Source organism: Agrobacterium sp. P15N1-A, assembly GCF_044626815.1.
Taxonomy (GTDB): Bacteria; Pseudomonadota; Alphaproteobacteria; order Rhizobiales; family Rhizobiaceae; genus Agrobacterium; species Agrobacterium leguminum.
This window is the reverse complement of record NZ_JBIUPF010000006.1, coordinates 283,621-295,730: the sequence shown is the minus strand read 5'-3', so window position 1 is coordinate 295,730 and position 12,110 is coordinate 283,621. Positions and strand designations below refer to the sequence as shown.

Sequence of the window (12,110 nt, the reverse complement as noted above, 5' to 3'; positions counted from 1 at the left end):
ATTTGTATTTTACTTTAAGATGAGCTCGCCGAGCGGCCGCCTGATGGGCGCATCTCCAGCATGACCACGCGACGATGTGAGCGGGGTTTATGCGACGCTGGGCGAGTCTGATGGCTATGCGCCGGACTTCCTGACTGGACCAGCAGATCAAATCCTGATGGTCGGCATCCGCGGTCTTTTTTTGGGTGTCGCGTCATTGGCGCGGTACCGGATCACCGCCATCATGGCGAAGGCAAAGCATGACGAGGGAGACATGGCGATGCCAGCCATGCCATGACCGGGTTTCGTTGTGATCGAGTCCGAACCCGTTCTTGGCAGTTTCCGAGCTGTCTTCGGTTGCCCAGCGATGGCCTTCAACGGAAACGAGCGTCTGGATGTCCTCCCGGTAGGGCACCATGTAGTGAAGAATGCCAGATCCCCGTCGGGTGAGAACGATATTACCACGAAATCGTACGTTTAGACGGGAAAGGAGGACTTAACAGCCGACTACGCCGATAGTCGAGCATTCGTTTTCTGAGACGTAGGATAACTGAGTTCGAGATGATCTCGCAAAGTCCGACCCGTATATTGCAGCCTAAATAGTCCTCGCCGCTGAAGCTCCGGGATTACCATTGCAGCGAAGTCATCCAGACCTCCGGGAATTGTCGCCGGCATAACATTGAAACCATCAGCCGCCCGGCTTTCGAACCAAGCCTGCATTTCGTCAGCTACATCTTCAGCCGTTCCAATCACCGTGAGGTGTCCTCGTGATCCAGCCAAGCGAAGGTAAAGTTCTCTTATCGTAAGATTTTCATTGCGAGCCATCTCCAGGACAACAGCCTGTCTGCTCTTTTGGTAAGAGGTAGGTGGCAGTTCTGGGAGGGGACCGTCCAGTGGATAATCGGATAATTTGACGGTACGGCCGGCCAAACCTTCCAACAGGCTCAATCCGACAACAGGAAGGATGAGCGATTGCAGTTCTGCATATTTCGCATACGCTTCTTCACGGGTTGCGCCGACGATCGCCATCAATCCAGGCAGAATTTTAACCTGATCCGGATCGCGACCATATGTGGTCACCCTCTGTTTGAGATCGTGATAGAAGGCTTTCGCCGTCTCGATATTCGATTGGACGGTGAACACGACTTCAGCAGTCCTCGCAGCAAGGTTTTTACCAGCATCTGACGAGCCTGCCTGCACGACAACGGGCCGCCCTTGCTCAGACCTCGGAATATTCAAAGGGCCGGCGACTGAGAAGTGCTGTCCCTTATGATTTGCCGGGTGCATCTTTTGCACGTCGAAATAGTGGCCTGTTACACGATCGCGCATGAAGGCGTCATCTTCGAAGCTATCCCAGAGCTTCAGAACTACGTCGGCGAATTCTTCTGCACGTTGGTACCGGTCCGCGTGTCCGATATGTTGGGCATGACCGAAGTTTGGTGCGGCGTTAGGATCTGAGGACGTAACAGCATTCCAGCCAACGCGGCCATTGCTCAAATGGTCGAGCGAAGCGAATTGGCGTGCGAGGTTGTAAGGATCGTTGAAGGAGGTTGAACCCGTCCCTATAAGCCCGATGCGATCGGTCACAACAGCGAGCGCCGACAGGAGAGTTAGTGGCTCGAAATGCGATATGCCACTGTGTGCTGAGTGGGCTGAAGCATCCGGCTTATCCAATCTTACAGCAGCAATATCTGCGATGAAGAGGGTATCGAATTTCGCAGCTTCGGCTTTTCTTGCGAAATCGGCGTAGTGGGAAAATCGGTCTCCTGCCCAGGTATTGGGATGGCGCCAAGCTGCAAGGTGGTGGCCTGTGAGATAAAGAAATGCGCCGAGATGCATTTTGTCAGAACGACTGGTCATTCAAATCCTCCAAACGTCTCGATCGTCGCTACCATAGCGACAGCGACTGACTATGCGGCGACGGCGAAGCGGCTGATCTTGGAGATGCACTCTCCGGGCCTGAAGCCACCGTCGTAATGTTCGTCAAAATGGACTGTTCGGCCCGGGATAATCTCAGACACCGCATCTTCGATGATGGATGAGGGCATAGATGTTTCCCCTGACTGTAGAACTTGAACCGTTATCAGTGCTGCATCGGCTGAGGACTTGAGGCGATAATGATAGATCGGCTCTGGAAGCGAATACATCGCCGCATCGATAGAGTTCCGAGTTCGCAGATTGAGCGGTAGGCTCTCATTGCGGCCGACATGGGCAAAGCACCATGACCCGTCCGATTGCGGTTTGAATACAAACACGTCCTTCGTCGCGTAACGAATGATAGGCATTGATGAAGGCGTGAGGCTCGTCACGAGCAGTTCACCGAGATGCGCGCCTTGTTCGAGAGTGTCGACGAATTCAGAATAGTTTTCGATCGGAAGGCTCTCGAACACGAAATCGTCGATGAAGCCGCGGTAGTTCAGATCACTATCGCCGTACATCATCATTCCGATTTCGTTGGCCCCATAAACAATGGGTATGATCTCTATCGCCCGCCCAATGAGGCGTTTGATGTTGTTGGACTGAGCACGGCTGAAATATTCGCCGGTCACAAAGATACGCTCTACAGATGCAGGTAGAGCGAGGTCATTGAGATGGAAATTATACAGGATCTGATGGATGCTCGACGGGGAACTCATCAGCGTCGTGACTTTGTTATTCGCCAGAGCTGCGTGGATCCTGTCATAAGTGTATTGGCCCGGTATTGGGAAAACCGTCATGATCCCGATGTTGTGATCCTGTAATGTTCGTACCGTGATATCTCGCAACGGGCTGAGTAATGATGGATGGACGAACGCAACGCGGTCACGGCCTGGTCGTAGATATCGAAGGTAGGCAGTAGCATAATTCCGGACCCCATTGACGAGATCTAGATAAGTCCGGGGGATCTGAAGAGGCTTGCCAGTCGTGCCTGATGTCTCAGCAAAGAGCAGCGCTTCGCAGAGGTATCTATCGGCGTTATTTTCGCGAAACGATATTAAACCCTGCTTTGTGGACACCGGAAACGTGGCTAGTATCCTGGACAGATCGTCGTTGCTACTTTTGGTATCAAATACGAGGTCGCCCATCCCGAAGCGGTTTGCAATATCTCGAATACCCTGCGCGGCGCGTCTTGCATCCTGTGTAATCAAAACCATGCGGCATAATTCCTGTAACGTATTGATAAAATCTAATAATATGCGGATATTTCATTCGTCATATGACGCTGGGGCGAGCGAAGATCACGTATGCTTCGTGAGCTGAGATTACTTCCCTTGCCAACCGCTCTGGTTGTTCTGCCATCATTTTTATTTTTTGCCGGTTGGCAATTCACAAAATCTAATCATCAATTTTAAGTAGTAAAAACCGGCTTGCGCGTCACAAATATTTCGTCCAATTATGTTGAGTAGTGAGCGAAAGTAAAAGGGGGCCACGACCAATCAGAGCGTGAGAAATGAGCTTCGTCGCTACATCGACGAGGGCAAATTCGACTTCACGATAGCCTGTCTGTGCGCTTGCCGCCGGATCGGAGCAGCTTTTTTTAGCGATATTGACGGGAGTTCTGCAGCTTATGAAAGACGTGGTAATTTTTGATACGGTTATCGTCGGAAACGGCGCTTTGGGAATGGCGCTCGGTTTCCGTTTGTCCCAGAAGGGGCAACGCGTAGCGCTTGTCGGCCCCTCGACGAGAAGGTTCAGTGCCTCACAAGCCGCCGGCGCAATGAACGGCACCTTCGGAGAAGTAACGCGTGACCTCCTTTCAAGCTCGCACGGAAGGCAAAAGCTCGAGCTCGATATCTCAGCTACAGATGTATGGGACGGCTGGTGCGAAGAGATTGCCAAGATGGCTGGCGAAAACCACGCCCTTCGCCGAAAGGATGGCACGACGATCATTTTGAATGGCGGCGGTACAGACGCTGTCGATACAGAGAATTTCGTGGCAATTCGCGAAGCCCTTGCGCAATACGGCCGTAATTTTCAGCAACTTGAAGGGCACGAAGTTCCGTGGGTTACCGCCCAGGGCGGGAATCGCCCTTTCCAAGGGCTTCACATTCCCGATGAGCATTCAATCATCACCCCAATTTACATGAGAACGCTTGAAAAGGCGTTCCTAAATGCCGGTGGTACAATTATCGACGGCATGGTCGAAAACGTGGTTTCAAACGGACCCACTTCTGCCGCATCCGTCGAGTTGGCTGGGGGGAAAAGCGTCGTTGGCGAGCACATTGTGTTGGCGGCTGGTGCGCTCAGCCATGAGTTGCTGGCTTCAGCGCTGCCAGATGTTGCGCCGTACGTACCTCCAGTCACGAGCGGCTACGGCGCGTCTGTTGTCTTGAGCCACGGCGTCGTCCCGTCACCACCCAGCGTCATACGGACACCTAATCGCGCGTTCGCGTGCGGTCTTCATGCGGTACCTCGCGAAGATGGAATCTACGTTGGGGCAACCAATAAGATTCAGGAGAAACCTCAGGTTTTTGCCCATGTGCCAGATCTACATGCTCTGCTTGAACGAGCAATGCGGCAGATGCACGCGGGGTTCGGCACCAGTGGAGTGCTGGCTGTGAACGTCGGGAACAGACCTGTTCCGGTCGATGGCTTTCCGCTCATCGGCGCCGTTCCGGATAGCCGCATCTGGATGCTCACAGGAACCTACCGAGACGGCTTCCATCAGTCGCCCTTCCTAGCCGATAGGGTAGCGGAAGCGCTTATCGATGGAAAGCATGACCCACTGTTCGACTCTTTCGCTCCGGTCAGGGCGCCTATTCAGAGTGGACGGAGAGAAGCGATCATTGCGACCGCCGTCGAGCATGCCCTGGCTGTCGGGTTCGAAGCAGAATGGCGTGTTTCCACCCGTTGGCCCTCACGCATTGCTGATCTTCTGACGACAAAATATCAAGATGCTATCAACGACCTGCACAGCTCCATAACCCCGCCGCCGGATGTTCTTGTTTGCATGTCCGACAATGAATGGTTGAGACGCAAACTTCGTGCCTACTACGATGTCTATAGCAATAAGCAGCCGGAATTTCAGGACAACCGGTTGCAGTTTGACGTTGCTTGATTTGCGCTGAGATCACCCCTGCGGGGTGATCTCATTGGCTCCAAAAAAATAGGCGCTTAGCCACCTAACTCCTGACAGGAGCTGGGGGCAGCGGGCAGGTATTTTCATGAAACAGCATGCAGTTGTCCTCGGGGACGGCACTATGGCGACCGCGCTTGCGACGCGCATTTCCAAAAACGGTTTCCCTACGGTGATGTGGTCGAAAAGGCCGGAAGTCGTAGCCTCAATTAATCAAGAGCACCGACACCCACAGCATTTCACATCCTATACACTCCCTAATAGCCTATCCGCGACCGAAAACATCGAGAGGGCTCTAAACGAAGCCGGCTTGGTCATTATGGCGGTGAAGTCTGAGAGAGTAGCGGAGACAGCTCGACTCGCCAGCGCCAGCTTCGACCGCGGCTCGGTAATGCTGTCCGCTACGAAAGGCGTGGAGATCGCGACATATCGGTTCATGTCGGGCGTCATAATTGATGAGCTGAAAAGCGATAAAGTGGGGATCATATCAGGTCCAAACATCACAACAGATATAATGGAAGATGCGCCAACTGCTATTTTGGTGGCAGCTAGGGATGTCAACACCATTAAAGCAGGTCGCGACCACCTCGAAAGTAACTCGCTCAAGGTTTTCGGTAGCACCGATCTGAAAGGGATCGAGGCGTTGAGCGTCGTCAAAAACATCGTGGCGATCGCGGCCGGGCTGGCTATCAACCTTGGAGATAACGCGCGATCCTACATTGTCTCTCTCGGACTTTCCGAAATCCAGGCGCTAGCGAGAAGGTTGGGCGCGAGGCCTGACAGCTCGGGCGGTCTTGCCGATATAGGAGAGGTGTTCCTTTCCTCGACGAGCAAGCATTCCCGGAATCATATGATCGGGGTCGATATCGCAAATGGAGCGAAGCTTCCTGATCTTCTCGCGGCGTTGGAAGCGGCAAACGAAACCGCCGAAGGTGTGAACGCCGTATTTGCCAGCAAGAAGCTCGCTGAAAATGCTGACATCGAGATGCCACTTGCCGAGTGCGTTTACCAGATTCTCTATGATGGGAGGCCTGCGACCGAAACCCTCCGGTCATTCCTGAGCGAAAAGCGTGCAGCCAAATGGTTGGCGGCATCCGCTGCCTGAAGACGAGATCTTGCAGTTGTCGGGTCCATCACGTTCGAGGGCGTCATGAGCGAAAAGACTGAAATAGCAGTGCTTGGGGCAGGAATTGTTGGGCTATGCAATGCGCTTCAGCTCCAACGCGAAGGCTTTCACGTGACATTGGTCGATCGGGCACCTTCTCCCGGCCGTGAGACTTCATTCGGCAATGCAGGTCTGATCCAGCCGGACGGCTTTTCGCCTATCCTTTTTCCAAGAGATTTCCGGTCGATCTTGGGATACGCCTCAAACCGTCGGCGCGATTGCGTCTACCAAACCTCAGCGCTGTGGCAACTCGCCCCCTCATTGGTGAAATATTGGCAAAAGAGCGCACCGGCATCCGCACGACGAACGATGATAGCGAATATTCCATTGTTCGCGGCGAGTGTCGATGCACATATGGAATTGGCCGAACTGGCCGGCGCGTCTGATCAATTCAGTCCCAAGGGCTGGACACGGGTTTTTACAAATGAGGCGTCGTTCAGGGAATATGCTGCAAAGATCGGTCTCCTCAAAAGTCGCGGGGTTAGCGCAGACATTCTATCCCCCACGGATGTATTCAGTCTTGAACCCGACCTACTTGCTAAAACGGTCGGGGCGGTTCGTCTCGTTGATCAGCTTAGTCTCTCCAGTCCGCTAAAACTGAGTGATGCCTACTTCAGGCTTTTTCTCAAAAACGGCGGCCGTTTCGTCAGGGCGGATGCGAAAACGTTGACGGTCGATTCTGACGGAAAATACTCTGTCCTCACAGAGAATGACGCGGTTACAGCCGATAAGGTCGTGGTTTGCTTAGGGCCCTGGTCGGACGACCTTTTACGAAAATTCGGGATCAAAATCCCTCTCTTCGTAAAACGCGGTTACGCGGTGCACTTCAGCGCACAACCGGGTGCGCAGCTTCACCATTCTACTTCGGATGCCGACGGCGGATACAGCCTTACTCCTATGGACGAAGGGATCCGCCTTAATACCGGCGTAGAGTTTGCTTCCCGTGACGCTCCCGCATCGGGCGTGCAGCTCGCCCGTGTAATACCATTGGCGAGGAAATTCTTTCCTCTTGGGCAGCAGATAGAGACAGTTCCGTGGGTTGGAAGCCGGCCCTGCTTACCTGACATGCTGCCTGTGATCGGGGAGTGCCAACATCGGCGTGGATTATGGTTCGCATTTGGACATGCCCATCACGGTCTGACGCTTGCAGCAGCATCCGGACGCTTGCTGGCGCAAATGGTCAAGGGTCTGACACCTTTTACAGATCCCTCGCCTTACTCGGCGGAGCGGTTTGCATGACGCAGGGGAACATACGAGTTTTTGTAGCTGACAATATCCCAGGTTGGGTAGAGGAGAGACTTTGTAGCCAGTTTGTCTTGACCACTCACCTGTCGCCCGATCATGAAAGCCGCGCCATTATTTCGGGGTCTGACAGTGCGGGTAACAGAATCATAAATGCCGATTTACTAGACCAGATGCCAGCTGTGAAGGTGATTGTTGGGTTCGGAACTGGTTATGACAGAATTGACATCAAGGCTGCTTGGAAACGCGGAATCACGGTCACCAACACGCCCAACGTTCACGCCGAAGATGTAGCTGACTTCGCCGTTGGTCTTTTGATCGCTGCGCTGCGCCAAATACCAGCTGCCGACGCGTTCGTGCGACAAGGTCTCTGGTCTTCGAGATCGTATCCGCTGAGTGGTGAAAGCTTACAGGGTAAGAAGGTTGGCATTGTCGGCATGGGTGCAATCGGAAAGGCACTGGCCCGCCGACTAGCGGCATTTAACGTCGAAATATCATATCATGCGCGCAACCCCCAGCCAGAGTTGCCTTTTCTTTATCAGAGCTCACTCCACGCGATTGCGAGAGAAGTGGATGTTCTTGTCCTGGCAATACCTGGCGGCCCTTCTACCGATAGACTCGTAGACGCTTCCATACTTCATGCCGTCGGCGAGCATGGTTACGTAATCAATATCTCACGCGGGAGCGTAGTTTGCGAGGATGCGCTGCTCGCAGCATTGAGCAGTGGATCGATCAAAGGAGCAGGACTTGATGTGTTCGCTCACGAACCAGCAATCAATCCTGCCTTCTTTACCTTGGAAAACGTGGTGCTCCAGCCGCACGTTGCCTCCGCCACAACCCGGACACGCGAAGCAATGTGGCAGCTCGTAATAGACAACTTGATTTCGTGGGCTAACGGATCGGGGCCGATTACGCCCATTCAGCCAGCGCCGGTTGCGCAGGAATTCAACTCAAATGCTGGGTGAATGATTTCACAGAAAGGTTGAACATGCAGTCGACACTTTTAGAAAAGCTTATTGTCACAAGCTCGAGCCCAGCTTTCGCTTTGATTGCCAGACGGAAGTCAGCGGGTACGAACCTGTCGGTGGATGTAGTATCAGGTCGCGCCGTCGCTTTCTCTAAACTGGAGGATATCTCCGTAACCTCAAATGTGTCGATCAGTGGTTCTCTGCTCAAGTACTTGGTCATGATCCCCTACAGACAGATCCACGAGGTAGGGTTCGACTATCAAGATGACGGCGAAGCGCTGCAGGCAATTGAAATCTCGCAACACGAGGTGCTGTCCGTCGCCGAAACCGTAGCGCACATACCAAAAGTTCCGGTGGAGCTTCGTGGAATAGGCTTCGACCTCAGCGATGAAGCCTACGCCGCGACAGCTCAGAAAATCATTAATGACGAGATCGGCCGAGGGGAAGGATCAAATTTCGTCCTATCGCGCTCCCTCTACGCGGAGATCGAGGGCTTTTCCAAAGCTCACGCGCTTTCGCTATTCAGTGAGCTTCTGGCGAAGGAGTCGGGAGCGTACTGGACATTTATGATTTGGCTCGAAGGCCGGGCTTTTATTGGAGCAAGTCCAGAACAGCAAATAACTCTGAGCGGCGGTGTCGCAACGATGAACCCGATCAGCGGAACCTACCGCTATCCAGCAAGCGGCCCGCAGGTCGATCAAGCCCTCGACTTCCTCAACGATCCGAAAGAAACGGACGAGCTTTTCATGGTCGCGGATGAAGAGCTGAAGATGTTTGGTCGCTTCTGTGAAACTGGGGGACGTCTCAAGGGCCCATATTTCAAGGAGATGTCTAAGGTCGCTCACACGGAGTACTACATCGAGGGTAAGACACGAGCCGGCGCATCAACGCTTTTGCGCGACACTTTGCTAGCGCCCACTGTCACCGGCAGTCCGATCAAGAACGCATGCAGAGTGATCGCCAAGTATGAGCCGAAGGGACGAGGTTATTATGCTGGCGTTACCGCCCTGCTGGGCGTCGATGAGACTGGCGAAGAAGCGTTGGACTCGGCAATTTTGATCAGAACCGCCGATATCGCTCCCGGCGGACGTCTGAAGATTTCGGTCGGGTCAACTATCGTTCGTCACTCCGATCCGATGGCTGAGGCTGCGGAGACGACGGCAAAAGCGAATGGTTTGCTCAATGCCTTCCTCGGTGCGGCAAGAAATACGATCGGTGATGACGCGCGGATACAAGCTGCGCTGCGAGAGAGGAATAATCGAGTAGCGAGCTTTTGGCTGTCTGGCGGTACCAGATTGCAGTCCACGGGTTTGGTGCGGAAGCGAATTCTTGTTCTTGATGCGGAAGACGATTTCACAAGAATGTTGGCTCACCAACTGCAGGCCCTGGGCTTGGAACCGCGGCTGCTTCCGGTTAGTCAATGGAGAGATGACTACGCGCAATCCGACCTTGTGCTGTTGGGGCCAGGTCCAGGAAATCCATTGGACGACCGAGATCCACGTGTGGTCAACTTAAAGAAGGTTTTGGCCAGGTGCTTCGCAGACAAAACCCCTTTCCTGGCGGTCTGCCTCAGCCATCAGATTTTGGCCACCTATATGGGATTGAAAGTCGAGAGATTACCGCACCCAAACCAAGGTGTGCAGCGAGAGATCGACTACTTCGGACACAGCGCAGTCGTGGGATTTTACAATACGTTCGCAGCTCGAAGTTCGTTTGATTCCTTCTGCACGGCGGGCATGTCAGTAAATGTGGCTCGCGATGTAACAACCGGTCAAGTTCACGCTCTGCGAGGCGAGTTCTTTTCCTCGATGCAGTTCCACCCGGAATCTGTGCTAAGTTTGGCAGGGACAAGCCTTCTTGCCACTGAGCTAGAGCGTATTGCTCGAGTGGAGGCTCACCAGCATTTGTCTCTGGCCGTCAGTAATTCACAAGTAAGCTCTGGGCATCCGGAGCGCCGAACCTTGGCGTAACGCCCAAAAGCGCGGCCGTCCTACTAATTATCTGCTTCATCATGGGAGCGGCTGTGGAGGCTGCCGTGCGGCCCCCATGTTCGCCGGATATTGGCGCATCGATGATCGATAGTGCCACGTATCTGGGCTTGTCCATCGGGAAAGCTGCGACAAAGGCGTTGAAATTTATGTCTTTGGCGTAGCGACCGTTGATGACTTTATCTGCCGTTCCGGTCTTGCCTCCTACATGGAAGCCTTCAACCTGAGCGCTTCGGCCCGACCCTTTCAGACCATTCCAATTGTAGAGATACCGCATATCCGCGCTGGTCTGGTCTTTTATGACCTTCCTCTTAATTGCATCCGCCTGTTCTTTTGAACGGGTAAGAAAGGTCGGCGGGATAAGGTCACCACCATTCATCAGCGCAGCCGCCGCTACAGCGGTTTGGAGTGGGGTCGTGGCAACACCGTGCCCGAAAGAGATCGTGACGGAATTGATCTTCTTCCAGACACGCGGCTGCGTTGGAGTAGCTACGCCAGGCATTTCCGTTTCAACTTTGTTCAGAAGGCCGAGCTTCGTCAGGAATTGCTGATGACCTTCAATGCCCACACGGTCAGCGACAGCCGCTGTGCCGATATTCGACGAATACTGGAAGACTTCGGGAATGGACAGGGGACGATTCTTGCCTTTGAAGTCCTTGATCGTGAAGCCGCCCATACGTATTGGCTTGGAGGCGTCTACAACCGAATTGAGATTGATTTTTCCCTCGTCCAAGCCCATCGCGAGCGTAAAGCTCTTAAAGGTCGATCCCATTTCAAAGGTGGCGTTGCTGATCCGATTGAACCAACCCTTTTCATATTCCTTGTCAACACTGCCATCGGCAAGGGTACGTGATGGCTGATTGGGGTCGTAGTCTGGGACCGAGGCCATTGCGAGCACTTCGCCCGTCTCCACGTCGATAATAACGGCGCCGGCGGCCTCGGCCTTGTAATTCGTCATGGCATCGTGGACGATGTCTCGGACTATACTCTGCACCCGAACGTCGATCGACAACTTGACGGGCTCCAGCGGCACGTCGCTGGTCATCCCGGTTGCACGTAAATCAGAAAAACCCTGTTGATCAAGGTATCGCTCAATACCGGCGAGGCCCTGGTTATCGATATTTACATGGCCAACGATATGGGACGCGATGACCCCGCCAGGATAGAAGCGGCGTTTTTCTGGGCGAAAACCTACACCCGGAATGCCGAGCGCAAGGATGTCAGCCTGCTGCCGCGGGGTTAGCTGGCGGCGCAGCCACTGAAACCCGGTCTTCGAACGAAGTTTTTTATATGTGTCGCCCCAGTCAAGGTTTGGAATAACGGCGGCTAACTTTTCCACCACTTCATCAGGATCAACAATTTTGCGAGGATCCGCATACAGTGAAACCATGTTCAGGTCGGTGGCCAAGAGTTCGCCATTGCGGTCAACAATATCTGGGCGTGACGCTACTGCATTTTGAGGAGGGATCGAGCCAGTTACGACCGGGTTGGCAATCCCGTATTGAACCAATCTGCCACCAATTACAGCAAACATCACAACGAAGGCGCCGATAAGAATTCCCAAGCGCTGTCGAGCACTTGCCTGCCGTTTCATACTGACGCCTTGATGGTGAGTAGAATTAGCTCGTTTTGCGGGCGCCTCGACGTGACCTTTTCTCTTGACTGCTACAATGCGAGAGATGACGGACATCTAAGACTATCCAAAAAAGAGT

General features: G+C 53.6%; 8 protein-coding genes and 1 pseudogene. 5 read left to right on the top strand and 4 right to left on the bottom strand.

Annotation, left to right across the window (positions count from 1 at the left end; all coding sequences use genetic code 11):
* Positions 1 to 147: 147 nt before the first annotated feature.
* From ACIK7D_RS20735 to ACIK7D_RS20725, 3 genes and pseudogenes are all read right to left on the bottom strand, one after another.
* A pseudogene (locus ACIK7D_RS20735) lies at positions 148 to 423 on the bottom strand (IS701 family transposase); the annotation flags it as partial.
* Between the two features lie 63 nt (positions 424 to 486).
* Complete coding sequence (locus tag ACIK7D_RS20730) at positions 487 to 1,839, bottom strand: LLM class flavin-dependent oxidoreductase (protein ID WP_400157263.1); 1,353 nt, start codon at positions 1,837 to 1,839, stop codon at positions 487 to 489.
* Between the two features lie 50 nt (positions 1,840 to 1,889).
* Positions 1,890 to 3,113 carry a hypothetical protein gene (locus ACIK7D_RS20725; RefSeq protein WP_112556449.1) on the bottom strand — a complete coding sequence of 408 codons (1,224 nt, stop codon included), beginning with the start codon at positions 3,111 to 3,113 and terminating at the stop codon, positions 1,890 to 1,892.
* 413 nt (positions 3,114 to 3,526) lie between these two features.
* On the opposite strand from ACIK7D_RS20725, the gene ACIK7D_RS20720 reads away from it, so the two are divergent.
* The 5 genes from ACIK7D_RS20720 (at position 3,527) to ACIK7D_RS20700 (ending at position 10,380) form a co-directional block, all read left to right on the top strand.
* On the top strand, positions 3,527 to 5,017 hold the full coding sequence (locus tag ACIK7D_RS20720; protein ID WP_162719283.1) for an FAD-binding oxidoreductase: 1,491 nt from the start codon (positions 3,527 to 3,529) through the stop codon (positions 5,015 to 5,017).
* Positions 5,018 to 5,123: 106 nt separating this feature from the next.
* Positions 5,124 to 6,140 carry an NAD(P)H-dependent glycerol-3-phosphate dehydrogenase gene (locus tag ACIK7D_RS20715; RefSeq protein WP_112556445.1) on the top strand — a complete coding sequence of 339 codons (1,017 nt, stop codon included), beginning with the start codon at positions 5,124 to 5,126 and terminating at the stop codon, positions 6,138 to 6,140.
* A gap of 45 nt (positions 6,141 to 6,185) precedes the next feature.
* A complete protein-coding gene (locus ACIK7D_RS20710; protein ID WP_112556443.1) occupies positions 6,186 to 7,439 on the top strand; it encodes an FAD-binding oxidoreductase in 1,254 nt (417 codons plus the stop codon).
* Positions 7,436 to 8,407 (top strand): 2-hydroxyacid dehydrogenase, encoded by a 972-nt coding sequence (locus tag ACIK7D_RS20705; RefSeq protein ID WP_400157262.1) that lies wholly within the window; start codon positions 7,436 to 7,438, stop codon positions 8,405 to 8,407. The genes ACIK7D_RS20710 and ACIK7D_RS20705 overlap by 4 nt, the downstream gene beginning before the upstream one ends.
* A 23-nt stretch (positions 8,408 to 8,430) precedes the next feature.
* The gene (locus ACIK7D_RS20700) at positions 8,431 to 10,380 is read left to right on the top strand and encodes an anthranilate synthase family protein (protein WP_234899658.1); all 1,950 of its coding nucleotides are present in this window, start codon (positions 8,431 to 8,433) and stop codon (positions 10,378 to 10,380) included.
* Here the strand turns inward: ACIK7D_RS20700 and ACIK7D_RS20695 are convergent.
* Positions 10,328 to 12,088 (bottom strand): peptidoglycan D,D-transpeptidase FtsI family protein, encoded by a 1,761-nt coding sequence (locus ACIK7D_RS20695; RefSeq protein ID WP_400157261.1) that lies wholly within the window; start codon positions 12,086 to 12,088, stop codon positions 10,328 to 10,330. The genes ACIK7D_RS20700 and ACIK7D_RS20695 overlap by 53 nt on opposite strands.
* Between the last annotated feature and the right edge of the window lie 22 nt (positions 12,089 to 12,110).